This is a genomic window from Rhizobium sp. P1_C7 (genome assembly GCF_056406295.1).
The window spans coordinates 86110-108710 of sequence record NZ_JBFUAL010000010.1 but is presented as its reverse complement, the minus strand read 5'-3'; the positions used below and the strand labels follow the sequence as shown (position 1 = coordinate 108710).

At 59.2% G+C, this 22601-nt stretch carries 23 protein-coding genes and 1 pseudogene; 3 read left to right on the top strand and 21 right to left on the bottom strand.

The genetic code is table 11. From position 1 onward, the window contains the following. Positions 1-15 precede the first annotated feature (15 nt). The 9 genes and pseudogenes from AC1D2R_RS17365 to cysE form a co-directional block, all read right to left on the bottom strand. A pseudogene (locus tag AC1D2R_RS17365) lies at positions 16-1204 on the bottom strand (cystathionine beta-lyase). Positions 1205-1245: 41 nt separating this feature from the next. After that, entirely contained in the window at positions 1246-1842 is a 597-nt protein-coding gene (locus AC1D2R_RS17360) for a DsbA family protein (RefSeq protein WP_477968742.1), read from the bottom strand. Further along, complete coding sequence (locus AC1D2R_RS17355) at positions 1839-2822, bottom strand: PLP-dependent cysteine synthase family protein (RefSeq protein ID WP_477968740.1); 984 nt, start codon at positions 2820-2822, stop codon at positions 1839-1841. The genes AC1D2R_RS17360 and AC1D2R_RS17355 overlap by 4 nt, the downstream gene beginning before the upstream one ends. 73 nt (positions 2823-2895) lie before the next feature. Next, on the bottom strand, positions 2896-3597 hold the full coding sequence (locus AC1D2R_RS17350) for a gamma-glutamylcyclotransferase (protein ID WP_477968738.1): 702 nt from the start codon (positions 3595-3597) through the stop codon (positions 2896-2898). A gap of 211 nt (positions 3598-3808) precedes the next feature. Further along, the gene (locus AC1D2R_RS17345) at positions 3809-3985 is read right to left on the bottom strand and encodes a hypothetical protein (RefSeq protein ID WP_477968736.1); all 177 of its coding nucleotides are present in this window, start codon (positions 3983-3985) and stop codon (positions 3809-3811) included. A 39-nt stretch (positions 3986-4024) separates the two neighbouring features. Next, complete coding sequence (locus AC1D2R_RS17340; RefSeq protein WP_477968734.1) at positions 4025-4198, bottom strand: hypothetical protein; 174 nt, start codon at positions 4196-4198, stop codon at positions 4025-4027. A 39-nt stretch (positions 4199-4237) separates the two neighbouring features. Beyond that, positions 4238-4798, bottom strand: a complete 561-nt coding sequence (gene msuE, locus AC1D2R_RS17335; RefSeq protein ID WP_477968732.1) for an FMN reductase — start codon at positions 4796-4798, stop codon at positions 4238-4240. Between the two features lie 275 nt (positions 4799-5073). After that, positions 5074-5256 (bottom strand): hypothetical protein, encoded by a 183-nt coding sequence (locus AC1D2R_RS17330; protein ID WP_477968730.1) that lies wholly within the window; start codon positions 5254-5256, stop codon positions 5074-5076. A gap of 41 nt (positions 5257-5297) precedes the next feature. Beyond that, positions 5298-6143 carry a serine O-acetyltransferase gene (gene cysE / locus AC1D2R_RS17325; RefSeq protein ID WP_477968728.1) on the bottom strand — a complete coding sequence of 282 codons (846 nt, stop codon included), beginning with the start codon at positions 6141-6143 and terminating at the stop codon, positions 5298-5300. A 576-nt stretch (positions 6144-6719) separates the two neighbouring features. Here cysE and AC1D2R_RS17320 point away from each other — a divergent pair. Together AC1D2R_RS17320 and AC1D2R_RS17315 are read left to right on the top strand one after the other, a co-directional pair. Then, a complete protein-coding gene (locus AC1D2R_RS17320) occupies positions 6720-7988 on the top strand; it encodes an SfnB family sulfur acquisition oxidoreductase (protein WP_477968726.1) in 1269 nt (422 codons plus the stop codon). Positions 7989-8065: 77 nt separating this feature from the next. Then, the gene (locus tag AC1D2R_RS17315) at positions 8066-8470 is read left to right on the top strand and encodes a RidA family protein (RefSeq protein ID WP_477968724.1); all 405 of its coding nucleotides are present in this window, start codon (positions 8066-8068) and stop codon (positions 8468-8470) included. A gap of 90 nt (positions 8471-8560) precedes the next feature. Here the strand turns inward: AC1D2R_RS17315 and AC1D2R_RS17310 are convergent, their stop codons facing one another. From AC1D2R_RS17310 to AC1D2R_RS17255, 12 genes are all read right to left on the bottom strand, one after another. After that, positions 8561-9808 (bottom strand): SfnB family sulfur acquisition oxidoreductase, encoded by a 1248-nt coding sequence (locus AC1D2R_RS17310; RefSeq protein WP_477968722.1) that lies wholly within the window; start codon positions 9806-9808, stop codon positions 8561-8563. A gap of 51 nt (positions 9809-9859) precedes the next feature. Then, a complete protein-coding gene (locus AC1D2R_RS17305; RefSeq protein WP_477968720.1) occupies positions 9860-10672 on the bottom strand; it encodes a MetQ/NlpA family ABC transporter substrate-binding protein in 813 nt (270 codons plus the stop codon). A 28-nt stretch (positions 10673-10700) separates the two neighbouring features. After that, positions 10701-11360: a methionine ABC transporter permease gene (locus tag AC1D2R_RS17300; protein WP_477968718.1), complete on the bottom strand. Its 660-nt coding sequence runs from the start codon at positions 11358-11360 to the stop codon at positions 10701-10703. Continuing rightward, positions 11350-12375 (bottom strand): methionine ABC transporter ATP-binding protein, encoded by a 1026-nt coding sequence (locus tag AC1D2R_RS17295; protein ID WP_477968716.1) that lies wholly within the window; start codon positions 12373-12375, stop codon positions 11350-11352. The genes AC1D2R_RS17300 and AC1D2R_RS17295 overlap by 11 nt, the downstream gene beginning before the upstream one ends. A gap of 3 nt (positions 12376-12378) precedes the next feature. After that, positions 12379-13608, bottom strand: coding sequence for an acyl-CoA dehydrogenase family protein (locus tag AC1D2R_RS17290; protein WP_477968714.1), 1230 nt, complete (start codon positions 13606-13608; stop codon positions 12379-12381). 32 nt (positions 13609-13640) lie between these two features. Then, positions 13641-14411, bottom strand: coding sequence for an ABC transporter ATP-binding protein (locus AC1D2R_RS17285; protein WP_477968712.1), 771 nt, complete (start codon positions 14409-14411; stop codon positions 13641-13643). 25 nt (positions 14412-14436) lie between these two features. Further along, positions 14437-15777 carry an ABC transporter substrate-binding protein gene (locus tag AC1D2R_RS17280; RefSeq protein WP_477968710.1) on the bottom strand — a complete coding sequence of 447 codons (1341 nt, stop codon included), beginning with the start codon at positions 15775-15777 and terminating at the stop codon, positions 14437-14439. Positions 15778-15864: 87 nt separating this feature from the next. Beyond that, positions 15865-16923 (bottom strand): branched-chain amino acid ABC transporter permease, encoded by a 1059-nt coding sequence (locus tag AC1D2R_RS17275; protein ID WP_477968708.1) that lies wholly within the window; start codon positions 16921-16923, stop codon positions 15865-15867. Positions 16924-16925: 2 nt separating this feature from the next. Next, complete coding sequence (locus tag AC1D2R_RS17270; RefSeq protein WP_477968706.1) at positions 16926-17807, bottom strand: branched-chain amino acid ABC transporter permease; 882 nt, start codon at positions 17805-17807, stop codon at positions 16926-16928. A gap of 10 nt (positions 17808-17817) precedes the next feature. After that, complete coding sequence (locus AC1D2R_RS17265) at positions 17818-18585, bottom strand: ABC transporter ATP-binding protein (RefSeq protein ID WP_477968704.1); 768 nt, start codon at positions 18583-18585, stop codon at positions 17818-17820. Further along, on the bottom strand, positions 18585-19994 hold the full coding sequence (locus tag AC1D2R_RS17260; protein ID WP_477968702.1) for an LLM class flavin-dependent oxidoreductase: 1410 nt from the start codon (positions 19992-19994) through the stop codon (positions 18585-18587). The genes AC1D2R_RS17265 and AC1D2R_RS17260 overlap by 1 nt, the downstream gene beginning before the upstream one ends. Before the next feature lie 588 nt (positions 19995-20582). Beyond that, complete coding sequence (locus AC1D2R_RS17255; RefSeq protein WP_477968700.1) at positions 20583-21389, bottom strand: transglutaminase-like domain-containing protein; 807 nt, start codon at positions 21387-21389, stop codon at positions 20583-20585. Positions 21390-21646: 257 nt separating this feature from the next. Here AC1D2R_RS17255 and AC1D2R_RS17250 point away from each other — a divergent pair, with 257 nt between their 5' ends. Next, positions 21647-22591 (top strand): LysR family transcriptional regulator, encoded by a 945-nt coding sequence (locus AC1D2R_RS17250; protein ID WP_477968698.1) that lies wholly within the window; start codon positions 21647-21649, stop codon positions 22589-22591. Positions 22592-22601: the final 10 nt, after the last annotated feature.

Here is a 22601-nt window from a genome sequence, read left to right as displayed (position 1 = left end):
CCATCGCGTCGCACCTCACGCTGCACGGACGGCATCAAATCCCCTAGCCAGATCGGCTTTGAGATCACCAACATCTTCGAGACCGATCTGCAGACGCAAAAGCGGTCCCTCGGCCGGGGCCGACAAGACACGCCGATCGTCCAAGTCAACTTCAAGCGCCAGACTGGGGAACGCCCCACGAATAGCCGAGGCCAAACAGTGAGAGACCGTCGAGGAAAGCCTGGGCCATGGGCCTGAAATCCTCGCGCCGGGCGACCTTCAGCACGAACGAGAACACGCCGCTTGCACCCTTGAAATCCCGCTTCCACAAATCGTGACCTGGAAAGCTTGGCAGTGCCGGGTGCAGAACGCGAGCCACGTCTTCGCGCGCTTCCAGCCAACGGGCGATCTCCAGTGCATTTGTCTGATGACGTTCTAGCCGAACGCCCATCGTGCGCAGGCCGCGCAGAACCTGGTAGGCGTCGTCGGGCGTACCGCATATGCCAAGTGCACCGTTGGTTTGCTTCAGCCGCCTCCAACTCCTGTCGTTGGCCGAAACCGTTCCCATGAGAATATCCGCATGACCGGCCGGATATTTCGTCGATGCCTGGATGGACACGTCGACGCCGAAATCGAGCGGCCTGAAATACAACGGTGTCGCCCAGGTATTGTCCATCGTGACGATTGCATCCCGTCGATGCGCGACATCCACGATGGCAGGGATGTCTTGCATCTCGAAGGTGTTCGATCCCGGTGCTTCGGTGTGGACCAGCCTTGTATTCGGCCTGAACTGCTTCTCGATCGCCGCACCCACCGCCGGGTCGTAGTATTCGACCTCAACGCCGAAGCGGGCAAGCATCGTGTCGCAGAAATGACGGACGTTGCCGTAGACGGAATCGACAATCAGCGCGTGGTCGCCGGGCGAAAGGTAAGCCAGGAAGGCGAGTGTAACCGCAGCGAGCCCCGACGGGACGAGGATCGTTCCGTCGGCACCTTCAAGTTCGTTGATGGCCGCGCACAGAGCATCGGTCGTGGGGGTTCCGCGCGTCGCATAGGTGTATTTCTGATCGTGCTTCTCCATCGCTGCGGCATTTGAAAACAGGACAGTCGAGGCGTGGACCACGGGCGGGTTGATGAAACCGTGATAGTCGAACGGATCGTAACCCGCCCTGACCAGTTGTGTGTTCTGCCCAAACGTCTTTGAGGTGTCTTCGGTGTCGTTCATCGTGTCCCCTGATGTCATTGCAGCCGGGCTGGACCGCATACTTATGGTTTGTCGCCTCCAAGATGGCGTTCAAGAAAGGGCAGATTGTCCTGCCCCCAATAGATCTCACCATCATGGACATAGGTGGGAAACCCGAACACGCCACTTTCGCGCGCATGGACCCGGTCGATGGCCCATTTGTTCTGCACGTCCTCGTCGGATTGCCGGCGTAGAAGTGCTGCTCCGTCAAAACCTGCCGCCGTGACGATTGCTTCCCGCTCGTACGGCCTGCCTATATCCCTTGCCTCGCTCCAGAAAGCGTGCTGCAGCACGCGAACCACGCCCAGCCAGTCCTGACCGTCGAGATAGGCTGCAATGACAAAAAGCGATGCCGGCGTCGGGTCGCTCAACGAAGGTCGATCGTCAAGACGGAGGGTCTTGCCGCGAACGCGCGCCCAGCGCCTGAGGTCCCGCGTCCAGTATGCACGACGAATTTCGGGACGGTTGCGTGAGAAAATGCCCCCGTTCTCTTCAACGACAGTTGTCAGATACGGCTTGATGGCGACGTCATGTTTTGCGGCAAGTTCCATGAATGCGTCGAGGCCGACATACGACCACGGCGAGCCGATGGAAAAGAAGTATTCTACCGTTTTCGTCACTGATGAATCCCATAGTCGGAGCGGTGCTCTGCGGACGCCGACGACGTCAGATACCGTTCGCCTGTGTCCGGGAGCACGGCGACGATGACCTTGCCGGCATTCTCCGGCCGGGTGGCGAGCTCGGTTGCGGCAAAGAGCACAGCGCCCGACGATGTGCCGGCGAAAATTCCCTCCTCTGCCACCAGGGCAGCGGCGGTCTGCCGGGCTTGTGGGGTGTTGAGGGCGATAACCTCGTCGGCGATGGTGCTGTCGAAATTTCCCGGCAATTGCTCGGCTGGAACCTCGGTCACCTTATGGACCCCATCAACCTGATCCGGATAGGGATTTTCCTCCGTCGGCAGGGATTCAGCGGCAGGCTCGGCGATCACCACCTTCACACCGGGCTTTTGCAATTTCAGATAGCGCCCCGCGCCGGAGATCGTTCCGCCGGTTCCCACCGCGGCCACGAATACATCTACAGTGCCATCCGTGTCTCTCCAGATTTCCGGGCCGGTCGTTTCGAAGTGGGTCTGCGGATTGGCCGGGTTGGCGAGCTGATCGGTGAAGAAGGCCGTCGGGTTCTCCTGTTTGACCCGAGCCGTTATCTTTTCCAGCGCTTGCGGATCGAGGAAGAACTCGTTTTTCACCTTGACGATTTCGGCGCCGTAGAGGCGAAGAAGCGTAATCTTGTCCTGGCTGATATTGTCGCTGAGGTAGAATTTTGTGCGGTAACCCCTGGCTGCCGCAACTGCCGCCAACCCTATGCCGGTATTGCCGCTCGTGACGTCGACAAGCAGGTCGCCGCGACTGATGTGCCCTGCCTGCTCCGCTTGCCTGATGATGCCCCAGGCTATGCGGTCCTTGATGCTGCCGGCTGGATTGAAATATTCAATCTTGGCGAGGATGCGAGCACCAAGGTTCCTGTTCCGGCGATAGTTGTGGAGCTCAAGGAGCGGCGTGTTGCCGATGAGGTCCGAAAGGCTGTCATATATTCCTGCCACTCTTGGCTCCCTTTAAATACACATTTCACGGCCAAAGCCACGGCGCAGCCGACCGCACAACGCCTGAGGATGGTCAGGTTCGGATTGTGCTCAGGCCATGGATCACCTTGAGCTCCACGGCCACCAGTCGCTGAAGCCGCCAGAGGTTCCGGTCCCGGATTCCGTGCTCGTCCAGGTGCTTCACCGTGAGATACAGATACTCGGCGCACGACCCGATATGGCCGCAGGCTCGCGCGAGCACACCCGCCACTGCCTCCAATGGCAGTTTGCGCGAGACGCGATCGCCCGTCGGGCCGGCCCAGAAAACCAGTGCGCGCACTCTTCCCTGCACTGTCTGGACTGGTAGCCAACGTATCGTCGAGACATCTTCCAATGTTCCGATCTCACGCCGGATCATGCGGCGAATCTGGCCGATCCTGTCTTCGTCGCTGAGCTTGAAGGCAACGCCATTGCAGCGTCCGCCACGTTCAAGTGCCATCATCAGTCCGGGTTGCGTCCGCGACCCCCGCCAGCGTGTCATTTCCAGGCAAAAGGATCGATGCCATCCAGACGCAGTGTCGCGGCACGCTTCCACGGCATCAAAATCGGGCTTCCAAATGAGCGAGCCGTAGGCAAAAACCCAAAGGGGGCCATCTGCGCATTCGGCAAAGATGCGACGGGCCAGGGCTTCGACTTCGTCATCGGTCAGCGGCTTTCGATGCGGTTCCGGGCCGGGATCGACTTCTGGGCGAACGCTGCGCGAAACCAGATCTGCCGTCAGAGACATCTTGGACATGCCGTGTATCGAACCTTGCATCATCATTCGCACTCTTCTTTTCAGCGACAAACCAGCCGGCAGCGGCTCGAAACGCTCCAATGACAATGGACAGAATGAATCCACGTCGGCGCCACTGCCAGGCAATGCAAGGCTTTCGACTGGATGATTGCGGTGCGCGTCCTGGACACCGGCAGGCGGTGATCAAACGTGAGTGCCATGACCGCTCCCCTCAATACCAAGGTCCGGGACCCGAGCCCCAATGGTAGCGCTCATAGTCATGCAAGGAATCCTCGCCGCTTTCGCGCAGCGAGGTCCCGTTCCGGCTTCGGTCGTATAAATTCGTGTCAAGGGGCAGCGAAAGGAACCGCTTGAAACGCTCTTTCCAGTCATGGACGAACTTCGCCATCACGTGATCCTCCATTTTTTCCAGTGGGACTGCCATGGATCAACCGGCCAGCGAATACCGGCGCGCATTGCTCAGCAACGCCCTGGGTGAGGCAAACGGACCAAAAATCCTGATCAGGCGGGCTTCTTCCTCTTTATCGAGCCGATAGCGCCGTGAGAATTCCAAGACGCTCCAGAGCTCGTCGAGGGGGATCGTTTTGTCCGCCATGTCCATGCCTACCTCCTGGTTGTCATTGAAAATTGACCGCGGCCACTATTCAACCGCTCTCAGCTCCGCCACGCGCTGCGGGAAAAAGGCGGCCAGTTCGCCAACAACCTCGCCAATCCGCTCGGCAAGAGCGTCTGACGACACCCGATAGTCCTTGAAATCGCGGTCCGACCCGTAAACTGCCGTGGGCAATGTGTGAGCCATGAAGAAGCCGAACAGCGGTCTCAGCTGATGTTCGACCATCAGCGCATGGCGATCGCCTCCGCCAGTCGCGGTCACGATAATCGGCTTACCCCTAAGCTCATTGGGCTCGATCAGATCGATGAGATGCTTGAACAGCCCGGGGTAAGAGCCCTTATAGGTGGGCGAACCGATGATCAGGACATCCGCCGCGACAACCTCGTCCACGACCTTGCGTGCCTGGGCGTCAAGATCCTTGCGCCCGAGAGCCTGCCCGAGCGACGGTCCGACATCGAGCAGGTCATAGATGGAGCTCGTAAAACCAAATCGTCTGCTGGCAAGATCAGCCACATGTTCCGCCAGAGCATACGTCTTCGACGGACGATTGAAACTGCCTACGAGTCCTACCAGTCTTGGGAATGACATGCCGTTTCCCTCAAGATGAAGAAGCCAGCATCACATTGTCTATTAATTTTGTAGATTAAAGGAACGATGATCCCACTTTGAATTGAATCGGGGAAAATCCGTCTCGAGCCTCATGTCGCCTCCCCGACGCGACGGCGACGGTCGTCGACATTGACGGGGTACTCACGCTTCGAAGCCTTGGCCAAATCCAGGTCGAGTTCGAGTTCGAACGCGATCGTCGAGGCGTCGCCACCCTCAATCAGCGGCCTCCGGGTATAAAAGCAAAAGCGCCGCCCCTAGCGGGAATTGTACGGATTGATCAAATCCTGCTGTTCCTGAAGGTAGAGGTCGGCATCCGATTCTCTCAGAAAGAATTTGTCGCTCAGCGGCACTCCCCCGAAATTGTAGGTGGCAATGGTCCAGCCGTCGTCCGTTTGCTTTTTCACGACAGAAGGTAGATCAATATCCAAAGGCTCCATGATACTCTTCCCTCCAATTCAGCGTTGGGGTGTGTTCGGCCTCATATGATGTATTCCGGCTCCGACAAGATCTGATCCATCGTGATGCCGGGAAGGGTTGAATGCGGTCTTCCAATCGGTTTGGCAGGAATACCGGCAACGGACGTGTAGGGCGCCACGGCGTTGACCACGACGCTGCCCGCTCCCACCTTGGCGCCAACACCAATCTCGATATTTCCAAGGATCTTTGCTCCGGCTCCAATGAGTGCACCCCGCCGAACCTTGGGATGACGGTCTCCTCGTTCCTTGCCGGTGCCGCCAAGCGTTACATTCTGCAGTATGGAAACGTCATCTTCGACAACGGCTGTTTCACCGATAACAAGGCCGCTACCGTGATCCAGCATGATGCTCTTGCCCATCCTCGCCGCAGGGTGAATATCGACACCGAAGACTTCGGAGATCCGGCTCTGGATGTGGCGCGCCAGATGCAGGCGATCGTGGTTCCACAGCCAATTTGCTACACGTTGCCCCTGCAAGGCGACAAAGCCCTTAAAGTAAAGGAACGGCGTCAGAATATCGGCATTCGACGGGTCACGCTCCTTGATCGCCTTGAGGTCGTCGGCCGCATGCTCGACAACACTTTGATTGTTACTGAAAACCTGCGCAATCACCGACAGCAATTCGTCCTGATCCAGGTCGTGGTTGGCGAGCTTGAACGCAATCTGCTGAGCAAGTGCCTGTGCGAAGCTCGCATGAAAGAGAATTGCCGAATTCATGGCCCGCGTCAGCACCGGGTCCTTCAATGCTGCGTCACTGGCTTCAATGTTGAGGGCTTCCCATACGGCCGCAACCCCAGGAGACGGAGAGACATATGAGAGACTACTGAAACTGATGGTCTGGACCCTCATACACCTCACCCCAATGTGTGCCTGTCGCAGCAAACGCTAAGATATCTGCGCCACTCAATGAAAGGCGGGATAGTTTATATTTATCCACGCGGCGGCAAATATTTCCCGGCGCTTCGCAAAGCACGAAAAAATCGTTCGATGGACCATTTCCGGTCCGTCGGCTTGACGACAAGGGCCGCCTGGCGTCAGACCCCAACACCTCATCCGGGTACCTCGATCGCGGATCGACAGTGGCACGAACTGGCGCTCGGCATGAGACCTGGATTTTGCAATCACGACCGTGGCGATCACCTTCCCGGTCAAGGAGCGAGCAATCGGTTCGCACGTGTCCATTTGATCGCCACTGCGGGCGACCGGGTCGCCTCGCGCGGGAAATGTCACGCGGCTCTCAACTCGGGTTTCGCGCACGGCCTTGCCCGGCAATGGTCCGGCCTTGGACATTGACTGCACGATTATTCCCAACCCGAGCATACGACAAAGGATTTTGCGCAGGACCTCGATCCAATAATATATAATTTCTATAGACATTATAATAATTCTGCCAAACTGAAGCGTCGTCAACAAGGAGCACCCGCCATGGGAGTGATTGAACAACAGACCATAGACTACGCGCGGCACCCGCGTGTAAATTCAAACGATCCGGTTCCGCCTCGCCCGCGCCCGGAGACGCATGCGCACGTCATATCAAGCGACGAAGAGGCAATCGCCGTTGCAAAACGCCTCGCCGGTGAATTTGCGCCTGGCGCAGCGCTCCGTGACCGCGAAGGTTTGCTCCCCCTTGCGGAGATCGATACCTATTCCCAAAGCGGTCTCTGGGGCATCAATGTCCCGAAGGCCTATGGCGGGCCGGGCGTTTCATACAAAACGCTTGCACGCGTAATCGCTATTCTCGCCGCCGCTGATCCTTCGATCGCTCAGATTACGCAAAACCATCTTGCCATTAACGGCCATATCGACCTAGACGGCACGCAGGAGCAGAAGCGGGAATTCTTCGCATGGGTGCTTTCCGGCCTGCGCTTTGGCAATGCCTTCTCGGAGCTCAACAGCAAGACAGTGGCAGCATTCGAGACAAAGGTTGCCTATGACGGCAACCATGTCGTGGTCAACGGGGAGAAGTTCTACACCACGGGAGCCCTGCTTTCCCACATCATTCCCATCGTGGCTGTCGACGACGAGGGCAAGGGCTTCCTGGTTTTCACGGATCGCGACGCTCCCGGCATCACCGTCACGAACAACTGGTCCAGCTTCGGCCAGCGCACGACAGCGTCGGGTTCGGTCAAGATCGAAGACGTCCGCGTCCCGGCGAGCCGCCTTCTTCCCGTGGCAGCCTTCGACCGGCCGACGATCGCCGGCCCGGTTTCACAGATCATCCAGGCCGCCATCGACGCTGGAATAGCACGCTGCGCGATCGAGGAAACGATCGCGTTCGTCAAGAGTGAGAGTCGGCCCTGGATCGACAGTGGCAAGGAAACGGCCGGCGAAGATCCCTTCACGATCGCCGCAATTGGCGACCTGAAAATCAGGCTGCATGCCGCAGAAGCCCTGCTGGACATCGCAGGCGAGGCGATCGATGCGGGGCTCGAAAACCCGACGGAAGAGGTGATCGCCAACGCCACCATCAAAACCGCCGAAGCGAAGGTCCTGACGACGGAAATTGCCATCCTTTCCACGAACAAGCTGTTCGAACTGTCCGGCACGCGCTCGACGCTCGCAAAGCACAATCTCGATCGCCATTGGCGCAATGCCCGGGCACATACGCTGCACGACCCTGTGCGTTGGAAGTTGTTCCACGTCGGCAACTTCTATCTGAATGGGCTCAACCCGCCTCGTCATCCCTGGAGTTGATTGCAGAGAGGCGCCGGCTGCTTCGGCCCGGCGCCCCTCATCCTCGATAATCTCATTGCCATGCGAGCACGACCACAATGCCCACTCCGCGCCGCTTCCTGGTTTCCGATGCCGCGCCGGCACCGAAAACTGCCAGCTATGCCCATGCCGTCGAAATCGGAGAGCTTCTTTTTGTTACCGGTCAGCTGCCGATCGATCCCGACACGCCGGAGGCCCCACTGCCTGTATCTATAGAGGCGCAGACCGAACTGGTCTTCGTCAATCTCCACCGCATTCTCCGTGCTGCGGGCTACCAGCTCGAAAACACGGTCTTTGCCCGCATCTACCTGGCGGATTTCGATCGCGACTATACCGGTCTTAACCGGATCTTTCACCAGCATTTCCATGACGAGCAGCGTCTTCCGGGTCGCACGACAGTCGGCGTCGCGAAACTGGGCCGCGACGCTCTGGTTGAAATCGATCTCGTTGTGGCAAGAAGTTGAGACCTCTTCAAGCGAAGGAAAACCAGGCCGAATTTCTGCTGGACCCGTGGCAATCGCTCTCTTGGCAGTTGGCGCCCCGAAGCAGGGTTATCATATCCACGAATGAAGTGGCGGTTGGACACCGTTCAGATAAAAGTTTCCAATGGCATGGTACTTCCAGCGGACGGGGTCATGCAGGGTATGCGTACGGGCATCGCGCCAAAGGCGGTCGAGATTGTAGGCACCAAGCGTCGATCGAGTGCCGGCAAGTTCAAACAGCTTGTTGGTAGCCCCGAGCGCCACTTCCGTCGACAGGACTTTGGCTTCGGCGTTGGCGATCTTCGCCTTCGCAATGGACGCATCATTCTGGTCAAGAATTGTGGCATCCAGCACGCGGCCGGCCCGTTCCAGGAGTGCTTCTGCCGCGTGCAACCGGATTTTAAGGTCGCCAATAGCCGCTATCGTGTAAAGGTCGGCGGACGCGCTTTCTTCACCACTGTCGATCCATGGCCGGGACTTTGTTTTCACAAAATTGATCGTTTCGCGGATCGCCGCGCGCGCGATGCCGATATCGATCGCCGAATGAAGCAGCTGGCTCTGCGGACCGACAGCGCTTTGGCTCTCGTAGACGAGATGTGCGGGCAGAACGCGGGAGGCCGGGATATGGACGTTTTTCAACAACACAGTTCCCGACGCGGTGGTCCGTTGTCCAAAGGCCGACCAGTCGTTCACAACCTCAAGCCCGGTCGCATCACGGTCGGCGACCGCGACGACCACATGCCCGTCATCGTCGATCGCGACGATCGGTACCAGATGCGCGAAAAGTGCGCCGGTGGCATAGAATTTTTCGCCCGAGACCCTGAAACCGTCGCCTTCTTTCGTGAGGCGGGTTTCGAAGGCCTCGACATTCTTGCCCTTGAACTCCGAAAAGGCGTTTCCGAGCCGGTAGCCCTTGAGAACAAGATCGAAGAGCTCGCGCTTCTGACTGTGCGAACCGGTTTGGCGGATCACATCCAGTATCTCGAAACTGTTTTGAGCGATCTGCGTCAGTGAGGCGTCGCCCGAGGCGAGGATGGCGAAAACCTTGCCGAGCGTTGCGAGCGAAACGCCCGCACCACCATATTCCTTCGGGATCGTAATCCCCCAGAGGCCGCTCTGGGAAAACGTGTCGATTTCGGCGAATGGTAACAGGCGGTCACGGTCGCGTTCGCCTGCTTCTTTGGCGAAGACGGGCACGAGGGCTTTTGCGACTTCGATCGCTTCCTCGTCGCTGGTAATGACGTGCGCCCGCTCACGCGGCTTTTCAGGTAGCCAGCCCTGATGATCTGGCGCAGGTTTCGTTTGTATGGTTTCACCCATGAAACTTTTCCTTTCGGGAAGCGGCGGCCCGTTCTGTCCGCCGCGAGGAAGTCAGAACGCGGCGATGATCTGACCCTTGTAGTGGTCGGCAATGAACTTGCGTGTCTCTTCGCTGTTCAGCGCCTTGGCCAGGATGCGGATGGCCTTGTCGTCCTTGTTTTCCGGACGGGTTACGAGATATTCGCTCCAGACGTTGTAGCCGTCCTGCCCGCGATCGATCAGGATTGACTTGGAAAGGTCGAGTTGGGCCTCGAACACGTAATTGCCGTTGAGCGCAGCAAGATCGACTTCACTTAGGGCGCGCGGCAGGATGGCGGATTCAAGCTCGACGATCTTTAGGTTCTTCGGATTTTCCGTGATGTCCTTGATGGTCGGCAGCTTGTCTTCGGGAGAGGTCAGCGTGGCCTTTCCACTGACCTTGATGAGACCGAGCTGCTGCAACAGCAGCAGTCCGCGACCGCCGTTGACCGGATCATTGGGAACGGCGACAGTTGCTCCGTCCTTGAGTTGGTCGACGGCGGTGATCTTGGTCGAATAGGCAACGAAGGGTTCAATGTGCACCGGCACGATCGGCACAAGATCGGTGCCTCGTTCACGGTTGTAGTCGTTCAGAAAAGGCCTGTACTGATAGTAGTTGGCATCGAGTTCGCCCGATACGAGCTGCGCATTCGGCTGGATGTAATCGGTGAACACGCGAATATCGAGATCGACGCCCTCTTTGGCTACGATCGGCTTAACAAATTCGAGAATTTCCGCGTGGGGAATGGCAGTTGCGCCGACGGTAAGCTTTTCGCCCGCTTGGGCGCTTGCGGCCAGGCCGAACGCTACAACGGCCGAGACGAGGATGGATTTTACGCTTTTCATGTCTATCTCCTGGTTGATTATTCGTGATTCAGTTGCGAGAAAAGTATCGGACGACGCGATCGCCGGTCATCTGAATCAGTTGGACAAGCACGATCAGAACAGTGACGCACACCAGCATGATTTCGGTCTTGAACCGCTGATAGCCGAAGCGGATGGCGAGATCGCCAAGGCCGCCGCCACCGATCGCGCCGGCCATCGCCGTGTAGTCGATCAGGACGACGGCGGTGAGCGTGATGGCGGCAGCTAGGCTGGGGTAGGCCTCTGGAAGGACGGCGCGCAAGATCGTCTGTCTCGTGGTCGCGCCCATCGATTCGCTCGCCTCGATGATCCCGTGATCGACCTCGCGCAGCGCAGTCTCAACCAGTCTGGCGAAAAACGGCGCCGTACCGACCACAAGGGGAAAGATGACGCCGCGTACACCCAGCGACGTTCCGGTTACTATCACCGTGACCGGCATCAGAACGATGAGCAAGATGATGAAAGGCACCGATCGGATGATGTTGAGAACGAATGACAGAGCGCCATAGGCGACCGGCTGTTCGAGCACTTGCCGCTGGCCTGTGAGAAAGAGCAGGATGCCGATAGGCAGGCCGAAAAACACGGTGAAGGCCAGCGAGCCTGCGAGCATGGCCAGCGTCTGGCCAAGCGCACGAACGATGTCGCCCCAATAGATGGCATCAAACGACATGGGCGAATTCCTGACGCGGAAGGATTTCAACGTGGACACCGGCATGGCTGAGCACTTCGACGGCCGCGCCCGCGTTTCCGCCGGAAAAGCGCACCGCGAATTGGGCGTAGCGGACATCACGAATATGACCGACACGTCCCTCGATGATCTCGTAATCCACGCCCGTCACACGCGCCGTACGGCCGAGTATGGGCTGGTGCGCGGTCTCTCCGATCAGCGTCAGCCGGAAAATCTGGCCCTTGTCGATACCTTCTATGTCCAGCGAGGGATCCAGATGCTCCGCCTCGCGCACCAGCTTCAGCGTCGCCGGATGTCTTGGATGCAGAAAAACGTCGATGACAGGGCCGGTTTCGGCGACGCGACCGTGATCGAGCACCGCGACGCGGTCGCATGTCTGGCGGATGACGTCCATCCCATGCGTTATGAGCACGATGGTCACGCCGAGATCGCGGTTAATCTCGCGAAGGAGGGAAAGCACTGAACGGGTGGTGTCTGGGTCGAGCGCACTTGTCGCCTCGTCGCACAGCAATACCTCCGGATCGTTGGCGAGCGCTCGGGCAATACCGACGCGCTGCCTTTGGCCCCCGGAAAGCTGACGGGGGTGCTTGCTTGCATGTTCCGCCAGCCCGACACGGGTGAGAAGCGAGGCGACCTTTTCGTCGATTTGCCGACGGTCGAGGCGTCCGACCAGTTCGAGTGGATAGGCGACGTTTCCCGCGACGGTACGGGAGTTCAGTAGATTGAAGTGCTGGAACACCATACCGATGCGCCGCCGCAAGCGCCTGAGGCCCTCGCCCCGTGCGTCGGTGATACGCTCGTCGCCGAGAAAGACATCGCCTTCATCGGGCCTCTCCAAAAGGTTGATGGTCCGAACCAGCGTCGACTTGCCCGCGCCCGAGGCCCCGATGATGCCGAAAATCTGTCCGGCCGGAATTTCCAGATTGATGCCGTGCAATACCCGCACGACACCTGCCTCCGTGGAAAAATCGCGCGCAATGTCCACGAGCCGGATCATCAATCAGGCCGCGCTCAAGCCGATGCGCCACTGATAGGGGGGCGGCGTTCCATTGACGGCAAAATCGCCGACGATGCGATCCTTGTAGATACGGGGGTTATGCGATGACAATGTACGGGCATTGCGCCAATGGCGATCGAGACCAGTCGGCTTTTTTGTAGCGGACGCGCCCAGAGCATCGAAAATCAGCGTAGAGGCATCGAGCACAAGGTTCGACACGACCGTGACAGCCTGAGAGGTTTCCAGTTCCGCGATGGCGTTCGCGTGCTCTTCTGCCGCCTCGTCGCCCGCAAAATGAGCCTGATAGGCCCGCTCAATTGCCGCGGCGACCTGCAGCACGATCGCGCCAGCCGCATAGGCGTTGCCGCGCAGGCGCCCGACCACCTGCAGGACCTGAGGATCCTCGCTCGAACGAGGACCGGCACCGTTCGTATACGCTCGCTTGCGGGAGGCGACTGCCTGTGCCGTCTCGTTGGCGATCGACCGCCCGATCCCTGCAAGCGTCGCAAGATGAACGAGCTGGTAGAACGCGGCCCCGTAGCGAAACTTCTCTTCGTCGACGACGACGTTGTCCGGATCCACCCTGACGTTCGTGAATGTCGTCGTTCCGCTGGCCGTCAACGTCTGGCCAAACCCATCCCAATCGTCAACCACATTCACGCCCGGATCGTCACGCCTGACCTGAAGCACGACGCCCTCGCCTTCTAGCCCTGTGGCGCCCACGTCGATCCAGTCCGCATAAAGAGATCCAGTTGTGTAATACTTGGTGCCATTGACCACCAGGTTGCCGTCCTTCCTGGAGATGTGGGTCGAAAAGGCTTCCTGCTTGGCCTCGCCTATTTCGCTCCAGGCGTTGCCTGCGATCTCTCCCCTCGAGATGCGGCCGACCCACTTCTTGCGCGCGTCGCCAGGCTTCTTGTTGACGACGTCCTCGACGAAACCGAAGTGTCCACGCAGCGCCTGCGTGATGTTGGAATCCGCTTCCGACAACTCGATGAGAAGGTTGGCAAATTCCGGCAGCGTCGCCCCGAAGCCGCCTTCGGCCTCAGGAACGCGAAGCGCGCCGAGGCCAGCTTTTTTCAGCTGGACGATCTCCTCCTGAGGGAGCCCGCGGGTCGTCTCCCGTTCGATTGCACCCTTGGCGATCTCTTCGAACAACGGCCGGAAACGGGCGGCGAGTTCTTCGTATCGCACGGTAGGGCCTGCCCCCCACGCCAGATCTATCTGTGTCATAGTTTGTCCTTGCTGTTGGTTTGCTGCCGTCGTCAGCGAAGCGGCGTTGCCGCGGCGCCGCCCAGATAGAAGTCATGGACGTCTTCCCGAGCCCGCAGTTCTTCTGCTGTTCCGGAGAGGGCGATGCGGCCGTTTTCGAGGATGTAGGCGTAGTCTGCGTACTTCAGTGCCAGATTGGCATTCTGCTCAGCGAGCAGGAAACTGACGCCGGATTCCCGGTTGAGCGCGCGGATGATCTCGAAGATCTCCTGCACAATGATGGGCGCCAGCCCCATCGAAGGCTCGTCGAGAAGGACGAGGCTGGGCTTTGTCATCAGCGCACGGCCGATGGCGACCATCTGCTGTTCGCCCCCGGAGGTGAGGCCGGCCTTCGTCTTGCGCTTGTCCCTTAGTCGGGGAAACCAAGTGTACACCTGCTCGAGGCTTGCAAGCAGGGCTTCGCGCGACGGTTTGCGGACGAAACCACCCGCGAGGATGTTCTCCTCGACCGTTAAATGCTGGAAGCAGTGACGCCCCTCGAGCACCTGGACGACGCCCTTGGCGACGAGGCCGGAGGCCGACATCGCGTTAACTGGCTCACCCTTCCAATGGATTGAGCCGCGGCTCACCTTGCCTCTTTCTGGTCCCAGGAGATTGGAGATGGCCTTGAGGGTCGTCGTCTTACCGGCGCCGTTTGCACCGAGGAGGGCAACGATGTTGCCCTCCTCCACCTTGAGGGTGACGTCACGGACGGCCAGGATCGCCTGACCATACAGGGCTTCCACGTTGGAAATCTCGAGAAACCCGTTGGTTTGCGTGGTCATGAAATTCTCCTGCCCGTCCTATCGATCAATTTTGCGCGCCGCGCGGTTCAATGCCCTTTTCCTTGGCGTAGGCCGCTGCCTTCGCCTTGATCACGTCGGCAAACAGCGTCGAATCCGCCTTGATCCAGTCGGACTTGGTGTCCCAGGTCTGCCCGTTCCACTGGATGATCTTCGCGGCGACAGACTCTCCCTTGTGATTGTCGATCGTCGTCTTGAGCGGGCTGATCAGCCCCTCGGCGCCGAGTTCGGCGAGACGCTTGTCGTCGATGTTCAGGTTCTCAAGAGCCCACTGCCCTTCTGCCGCCGTCAGCGGGCGGTTGCCGAACTTCTTGTGACCTGTACGCAGCGCCTCGACGAAGGTGATCGCTTCGATGACGCCGTAATTGTAGTACACAGTACCGAACTTGCTCTGGTCCTTGAGGTCGGACTTGCCGGTGTCGACGATGGTCTCCTTGAGCTTCTTGAGGATCCCGTAGTCGGTGCCAGGTGGGAAGACGGATACCGCGAGGTAGCCCTTGGCGGCAGCGCCGGCCGGTCGGGCGTCGTCCTCCGAGCCACTCCAGATGTCGCCGATGATACGGTCTGCCGGGAAGCCTACGCGGGCCGCCGTCTTGATGGCGACGGGCGTCATGACGCCCCACCCGCGAAGGAACACCCAGTCCGCACCGGAGCGGCGAATCTGTTGCCACTGGGTTTGCTGCTGTTCGCCTGGATGCGGTACGGGGATCTGAATGTCTTCGAAGCCGTATTTCTTGGAGAGGATGCCGAGCGGTTCGATCGTGTCGCGACCATAGCCGGAATCGTGGTAGAGCGTGGCTACCTTGAGACCCTTCAGCTTGTCATAGCCGCCAGCCTGCTTCGCTATGTAGTCCACGATGATCTGGGCCTCGCTCCAGTAGTCGAAGATCAGCGGATACTGGTATGGAAATACGCGACCGTCTGTCGCGATGTTCTGACCGCCGCCGGGGCTGACGATTGGAATCTTGTCGATGCGGGCCTTGTCGGTCAGCGCGACGTCGAGACCGCTGGAATGGGGGTAGATCGCCGCCGTCAGTGCGCCGTTGTAGCCGTTCTTATATCGCTCGTAGCATTCGATACCGCGTTCGATCGTGTAGGCGGTCTCGCATTCCTGGATCAGGATCTTCACCCCGTCGACGCCACCTTCGACCTCGTTCACGTAGCTGAGATAGTCGATATTGCCCGCGCCGAACGGGATGAAGGACGGAGCGTACGGACCGGTCCGGTAGGTGAAAAGCGGGTAGAGCTGCTGCCCGGTCCCGTCTTCGGCGAAGGATGGGCTCGCAAGGACGCCCGCTGAGATCGCAGCGGCGGTCGCAAGGGCGAGCGCTTTCGTTAGAAGTGTCATAAAAGTGTCCCTCTGATGATGGTTGAAATGGTGTCGTCGTACCCCTGTCCCTGGCGAAGACCCGACGCCGAAGTCCCGCCAATTCAGCTAGCTGCTAGGTTTCTTGCGACGGAAAAGACCGTCGGCGATCTTGCCGATGAGGCTGGACAGACCGTCCGGTTCCTTGATGAGAAGCAGGATGATAATCACCCCGAAGATAATGCGCTGCAGGTTCGCCAAGGCTCCCTGGTCGCCGAGGATCGAGAGATCGACGACCAGCGACAGGCGGTCGAGTAGGATCGGCATGAGAACGATGAACGCCGCGCCAAGAAAGTTTCCGAAGATCGTCGCGAGCCCACCGATCAAAATGATGAAGAGGACTTGGAAGGACTTGTCGAGATTGAAAGCATGGGCGTCGGACATTCCAAGGTAAGCGAAGGCCCACAGCGCGCCCGCAACGCCTAGAATAAAGGAACTGATCCCGAACGACTGGAGCTTTCGACGCACGACCCTTATGCCAATCACCGATGCCGCCGTGTCCATGTCGCGTATCGCCATGAACTCCCGACCGACGCGGCTGCGTACGACAGCAAATGCCAGGACGATAAGAACCACGGTAGCCGTGATCGTGAGATAATAGCGACCGGTGGCCGACTGCAGGTCGTATCCAAGAAAATCAAGCCGCGGCGCTGAGATCGTCAGGGACTGGCTGTCGTTCGAGAACCAGCTGAAGTTCGTAAAGAGCCATTCGAAGAAGAACTGCGCGCCAAGGGTCGATGCGCCCAGATAGAAGCCCTTGATGCGCAGCGACGGGAGACCGAAGACCACCCCCGCGACCGCGGCGATCAGACCCGCGATGACGAACACGGCCGGCAACGGCAAAGACGGCGCCCGGAGCAAGAGGTTGTATGCCGAGAACGCGCCGATCGACATGAACGCCGCAGACCCGAGCGACACCAGTCCGGTGTAGCCTTGGAGAAGATTGAGACCGATCCCGGCCAGCCCCAGGACGATGGTCGGAATGACGATCGAACTCAGCCAATAATCGTCTGCGACCGCCGGTACGACGCCGAATGCGAAGGCGAGACCAAGCAGGCTCAGTATCAGCGGCACCTTGACCGGTGAGGCCGCCGGGGTTGCATAATCGGTTTCCTGCAGAACCGTCATCGTCAGACCCTTTCGATTTCACGATCGCCGAACAGGCCGGCTGGACGTATGAGGAGGAAAATGACTGCGAGGATGTAGGCAAACCATGTGGAGACCGTGCCGTTGACCAGAGGGCCGACGTAAATGTCGGCCAAGGCCTCCGTAGCACCGACGATCAGGCCGCCGACGATCGCGCCGGGAATGGAGGAGAAACCCCCAATGATCAGGACAGGAAGCGCCTTCAGCGTCACGAGCGACAGCGAGTACTGCACGCCCTGGCGGGAACCCCAGACCAGCCCCGCAACCAGCGCCACGACGCCAGCAACGCTCCAGACGGTCCGCCAAATGACCGGCAGCCGTATTCCGATCGATTGGGCAGCGACCTTGTCGTCTGCGACGGCACGCAACGAAATGCCCAAGCGCGTCTTGTTGAAGACCACAGCCAGAACCGCGACAAGCGAAAGGGCGATGGCGGATGCCACGACGTCGAACTGGCTGACCAAGATACCGCCGACATCCACCCCAATGTCCGGAATGCCGATGTCCAGCATGTGCACATCCGTGCCCATCGTTAGCTGCGCCAGACCCTCGACGACGAAACTCAGACCCAGCGTCGCCATGAACAGCGTGAGCGGATCCCGGTTTCGAAGCGGACGCAGAACGAGCCATTCGATGGCAATCGCCATCGCGACCATCAGTGCGGTGGTCAGCGCGAAGGCGACGACGAAGGGAATTCCCTTCTCGGTGAAGGTCACGAAGGCGAGCGCGGAAAAGAGCAGCATCGCGCCTTGGGCGAAGTTGAAGACGCCCGACGCCTTGTAGATCAGCACGAACCCGATCGCGACGAGCGAATACATCACGCCCGCGAAGAGGCCGCCGACTAAAGTCTCGAAGAAGAACGACATGATGATTTCCTCAATGGACCGTGCCGAGGTAGGCGGCGATGACGTCAGGGTTGCTTCGAACCTCCTCCGGAGCGCCGTCGGCGACCTTGCGTCCGTAGTCGAGCACCACGACATGATGCGCGAGGTTCAGCACGATGCCGACATCGTGTTCGATGAGGACGACCGTGGTGCCGAACGAACTGTTGACCTCGCAGATCGCCTTGCTCATCTCCTGCTTCTCGTCCTGGTTCATTCCAGCCATCGGCTCGTCGAGAAGCAGGAGCTTCGGGTCCGCCACGAGCGCTCTTGCAAGGTCGACGCGCTTTTGCACGCCATAGGGTAGTGTCGAGACGACGCTGTCGGCGTATCGGCCTAATCCCAGAAAATCGATGATCCGGTCCGCACGAGCCTGGAAGCTCCGCCGTTCGCCGCCATCGCGACCAAACCGGAATATGTTTTCCGCGAATGTGGCCCTACCCTCGCGCGACAGGCCGGCGAGCACGTTCTCCTTCACCGACAATCGGCGAAAAAGCGCGTTGTGCTGAAAGGTGCGGCCGATGCCCAGGCGGGCGGCCTTTTGAGGATGGATCTTTTCGAAGCGCGTCCCGTCGAACACCACGTCGCCAGAGTCGGCGCGATACACGCCGTTGATCACGTTCAGCAACGAGCTTTTCCCGGCGCCGTTCGGGCCGATCAACGCGCATATCTCACCCGCCGCCACGGAGAAGCTCAGCGCGTTGATCGCCCGGACGCCCTGGAAGGACAACGAGACGTCGTGGAGTTGAAGAAGCCCCGGCATCACGCACCTACCGTCTTCGGTTCAGCCGACGCTTCCCGACGCTTCACGGCCTCGATGTCACGATAGGCGTCGGCTGGATGGCTCTTCGGAAGATACGGACCTTCGCCGAACAGCTTTTCGCGCAGGGTGCCCGGCTTGTAGGCGGTCGGATATACGCCGCGCTTCTGCAACTCGGGCACCAGCAGGTCCACCGCCTGCTCGAAGCTCTCGGGCGTCACGGCATAGGCAAGATTGAAGCCGTCGACGTCGGTTTCTTCCACCCATTCCTGGAGAATATCGGCAATCGTGCTCGGCGAGCCGACGAAGACCGGCCCAACGCCGCCTATGCCGCCCCATTTCGCGAGCTCGTCGACGGTCCACTCCCTGTCCTTGCCGGCGAAATGCTCGACCATCGAGACGATAGCGTTGGTCTCGACTTTCTGCAGTGCATCGGTCGGGGCATACTGCCCGAAGTCGACGCCGCTCCAGCCCGACATGAACACCAGCGAGCCATCGTACGACGAGTGGTTCTGATATTCCTCGAACCGCTTCTGCGCCTTCTCGTCAGTCTCGTCGATGATCAGCGTAGTCAGATTGTAGATGAGTAGCTTGCGCGGGTCACGCCCGGCGGCTGCGGCCTTCTGCCGGATCTCTGACACGTAGGCCTTGAGCAGCGACTTTGTCGGCGCCCCGACGAAGACGCATTCCGCATGCCCCGCGGCAAAGGCCTTCCCTGGGCCGGATGCTCCAGCCTGATAGAGTACAGGCGTACGCTGTGGGGACGGTTCGGAGAGATGGTAGCCGGGCACGTCGAAGAACCTTCCCTTGTGGCCGATCTCATGCACCTTGCTCGGATCGGTGAAGATGCCTCGCGTCGGATCGCGAAGGACGGCGCCCTCTTCCCAACTGCCTTCGAAAAGCTTGTAGAGGACCTCTACGTATTCGGCCGCGATCTCATACCGGTTGTCGTGTCGCTGCAGCCCCGCTTGGCCGACATTCCTGGCACCGCTCTCCAGATACGAGGTGACGATGTTCCAACCGACGCGTCCCTTGGTGTGATGATCGGCCGTCGAGAGACGCCGAGCGAAAGTGTAGGGATGCTCGAATGATGTTGAAGCCGTGATGCCGATTCCGAGGTGCTCGGTCGCGAGCGCTATTGGCGCCGCCAGTTGCAAGGGATCGTTGACGGGAATCTGGGCGGCCTGCTCGATCGCGTGATAGTTCGAACCCTTGTAGACGTCGTAGTAGCCGATGACGTCGGCAATAAAGATGCCGTCGAAGATCCCTCGCTCCAACGTGCGCGCCAGGTCCTGCCAATAGTCAAGATCCTTGTATTTCCAAGATTTGTCTCGCGGATGTTTCCAAAGGCCAGGCGATTGATGTCCGACACAGTTCATGTCGAAGGCGTTGAAGCGAATATGGCGGGACATGCCGTCTCCAGAAGAAAGCTAACGATGCGCAGAGACTAGTCATCGGGCCATCAATAAACAGGTATTCTATGTTTTTTATAGACTATTAATCAGGAAGTTTTTCCGGTTCAGCTGTCTTCGCGCGAAAGACCTACCCTTGCAGCCAACGACGATTGGGCAGCAATCCAGCCGCCGGCCAGCTACGAGACACGATCGCGCCCTCCTGTTTGCGGGCGCCAAGCGTCCGTAACGGAACGAGAGCATCGCGCTGCGCGGGTTCCATTTCCGCTGAGAGAGCCATCAAGAAAAGACCAATCAAGAAAGGTGCCCGTTTGATCCTCGTCAACGGGGAGCGATGCTTCGCCCCTCGACAGGGTGAGATGCCCGAAGCGGCGGGAGCGGCTATGGTGCCAGTGCCGATCCGCTGCCAAGGCTCGGTTGCGACCAGGGCCTCGAGCAAGGCAGTGCGGCAACGAGAGGTCGGACTTCAGCCTCTCGCTTGGCCTATTGCTTGGAGCAGGCGGTTGGATTCACTCACCACTGCGCCAAACTATCGAATTCCGGTCAGAAAGCCTCCAGCCGCAATGCCTCACCGAAGCGGCCCAAAACTCAAAGGTTGAGCTCATATGTCCAAACGCGAAAGGATTTCAGCACGTGCGGACCGAAAGAAACGATCAGTGGGACATCGGCAGCATCGCGCCCGCGAGCAACGACAATGCGACCGATGCGGGGGATGTTGTTTCGCGGATCGAACGTCATCCACTGGCCATTTAGATACACTTCAATCCAGGCGCTGAAATCCATCGGATCCAGAATCGGAACGCCGATATCGCCAAGGTGACCATTGATGTAGCGCGCCGGAATATTCATGCAGCGACACAGCGCGATGGCGAGATGCGCATAATCGCGGCACACCCCGATGCGCTCTTGATAGGCTTCCAGCGCCGTGCGCGTCGAACGGGCATCCTGATAGCCGAAGGTGATGTGTTGATGCACGAAATCGCAAATTGCCTGGACCCTGCTCCAGCCAGCCGGGACGTGTCCGAACGTATCCCATGCGATCTGGCTGAGACGGTCGGTTTCACAGTATCGGCTCCCCATCAGATAAATGAGACATTCGTCCGGCAAGTCTGCGACCGGAACCTCTCTGGCATCCCAAAAAGCCGGATCATGATCGCCGCTATCTTCGAGCGTGCCGTCGCCCCAGATCTGCAGGTCGCCCGCGGGGGCAATAAATCTGCGACAAATGTTGCCGAAGAGGTCGGCGTAAGTGGTCGTTTTCGTCTGCGGGCTTGTGACGACCACATCGGGAGAACGGACATCAGGCGCGCGTTCGCTGCGTGGAGCCAGCATCGTCAGCATCGGTGTCGCTTGTTGGCAGGTCACGGTAATATCGTAACCATAGCGGATGAGCATTGGGGGAACTCCTCGACGCTCGAGATGGCAGGATGATCGGTGCGCCGCCGTCAGCCAAGCGGACAATCCGCGCTACAGTCCGGAAAAAACAGCAACTCGCTATAGGCATAGCATGTCTGCCCTTCAGGTATCGAAGAATCTCCCGTGCCGTGGCGTGCTGTCGATTTTCGCGTTCTCGCAAAATTCCGGCCGGCAGACCTTCCGAATTGCGGAGACACCGGCCATAATCGGCTTCGTGCGGGACTAAGGGCAAACGAATGGATATTCGCAATTTTACCGGCTTTGTCATGGCTGCCGAGCTGATGAATATTACGTTGGCTGCCCAGCGGCTGAACGTGACACAGTCTGCCCTTTCGCGTCAGATAAAGGGACTTGAGGACTATCTGGGCGTCAAGCTGTTCGAAAAGTCTGGCCGCAATGTTCGCCTGACCGCAAAAGGCGAGGCGCTGTTTGCGCGAATTAACGGAGTCCTCATTGCCGATAAAAACCTCAGAACACTGGCAGACGATCTGTCACAGGGCGAGACCGGCATCCTGAGGATCGGGGCCTGCTCGCAATTGATCGAGCGGTACCTGCCATCGTTCCTGAAGGAATGGAAGGCGGGTAATCCCGGCGTGAATATACGCCTCGAGGACGGCGGGGGTCCGGAACTTGCCGAAAAGCTGCGCGAAGGGGCCATCCAGCTGACCATCAGCGCGGCGCCCTCGGCGCCGATCGATATATTCGAAATGGTCAGCCTCGGCAAATTGGGTTTTCTGGCTGTCGCGACCACAGAGTTCCTGGACAACATTCAAGAACCGATAGAGATCACTGCCCTTCTGGCGTTGCCGATCCTCACACTCAACAAGCGTCATGCCTCGCGCGAGGTGTTTGAGGCGGCTTGCCGTCTGAGCGGCGAGACGCCTTCGGTGATATTGGAAAGCTATTCACCCCATACGCTCTTTGCCATGGCTGCTGGCGGAAACGGTGTCGCCGTCGTGCCTTCCTCGGCGCGGTTGCAGACACCGCTGGTCATGCGGCCAATCACACTTCGCGGAGAACTCATTCATTTCGATATCTGCGCGATGTGGAACAGCCGGGCACCCCTGCCATCCTATGGCGTCCGTTTCGTCGAAGCCCTGCGTCTGCATATCCTCAATGAAAAGGATGATGCGACCTATGAGGCGGCTCCCCGGCGCGGCAATCGATTGCATGTCGCCTGACAAATCATTC

Bases quoted from the DNA above. Each gene is read 5' to 3' on its own strand.
- AC1D2R_RS17350 (WP_477968738.1), bottom strand. From the start codon at position 3,597: ATGTCCAAGATGTCTCTGACGGCAGATCTGGTTTCGCGCAGCGTTCGC.
- AC1D2R_RS17345 (WP_477968736.1), bottom strand. From the start codon at position 3,985: ATGGCGAAGTTCGTCCATGACTGGAAAGAGCGTTTCAAGCGGTTCCTT.
- AC1D2R_RS17340 (WP_477968734.1), bottom strand. From the start codon at position 4,198: ATGGACATGGCGGACAAAACGATCCCCCTCGACGAGCTCTGGAGCGTC.
- msuE (WP_477968732.1), bottom strand. From the start codon at position 4,798: ATGTCATTCCCAAGACTGGTAGGACTCGTAGGCAGTTTCAATCGTCCG.
- AC1D2R_RS17330 (WP_477968730.1), bottom strand. From the start codon at position 5,256: ATGGAGCCTTTGGATATTGATCTACCTTCTGTCGTGAAAAAGCAAACG.
- cysE (WP_477968728.1), bottom strand. From the start codon at position 6,143: ATGAGGGTCCAGACCATCAGTTTCAGTAGTCTCTCATATGTCTCTCCG.
- AC1D2R_RS17320 (WP_477968726.1), top strand. From the start codon at position 6,720: ATGGGAGTGATTGAACAACAGACCATAGACTACGCGCGGCACCCGCGT.
- AC1D2R_RS17315 (WP_477968724.1), top strand. From the start codon at position 8,066: ATGCCCACTCCGCGCCGCTTCCTGGTTTCCGATGCCGCGCCGGCACCG.
- AC1D2R_RS17310 (WP_477968722.1), bottom strand. From the start codon at position 9,808: ATGGGTGAAACCATACAAACGAAACCTGCGCCAGATCATCAGGGCTGG.
- AC1D2R_RS17305 (WP_477968720.1), bottom strand. From the start codon at position 10,672: ATGAAAAGCGTAAAATCCATCCTCGTCTCGGCCGTTGTAGCGTTCGGC.
- AC1D2R_RS17300 (WP_477968718.1), bottom strand. From the start codon at position 11,360: ATGTCGTTTGATGCCATCTATTGGGGCGACATCGTTCGTGCGCTTGGC.
- AC1D2R_RS17295 (WP_477968716.1), bottom strand. From the start codon at position 12,375: ATGATCCGGCTCGTGGACATTGCGCGCGATTTTTCCACGGAGGCAGGT.
- AC1D2R_RS17290 (WP_477968714.1), bottom strand. From the start codon at position 13,608: ATGACACAGATAGATCTGGCGTGGGGGGCAGGCCCTACCGTGCGATAC.
- AC1D2R_RS17285 (WP_477968712.1), bottom strand. From the start codon at position 14,411: ATGACCACGCAAACCAACGGGTTTCTCGAGATTTCCAACGTGGAAGCC.
- AC1D2R_RS17280 (WP_477968710.1), bottom strand. From the start codon at position 15,777: ATGACACTTCTAACGAAAGCGCTCGCCCTTGCGACCGCCGCTGCGATC.
- AC1D2R_RS17275 (WP_477968708.1), bottom strand. From the start codon at position 16,923: ATGACGGTTCTGCAGGAAACCGATTATGCAACCCCGGCGGCCTCACCG.
- AC1D2R_RS17270 (WP_477968706.1), bottom strand. From the start codon at position 17,807: ATGTCGTTCTTCTTCGAGACTTTAGTCGGCGGCCTCTTCGCGGGCGTG.
- AC1D2R_RS17265 (WP_477968704.1), bottom strand. From the start codon at position 18,585: ATGCCGGGGCTTCTTCAACTCCACGACGTCTCGTTGTCCTTCCAGGGC.
- AC1D2R_RS17260 (WP_477968702.1), bottom strand. From the start codon at position 19,994: ATGTCCCGCCATATTCGCTTCAACGCCTTCGACATGAACTGTGTCGGA.
- AC1D2R_RS17255 (WP_477968700.1), bottom strand. From the start codon at position 21,389: ATGCTCATCCGCTATGGTTACGATATTACCGTGACCTGCCAACAAGCG.
- AC1D2R_RS17250 (WP_477968698.1), top strand. From the start codon at position 21,647: ATGGATATTCGCAATTTTACCGGCTTTGTCATGGCTGCCGAGCTGATG.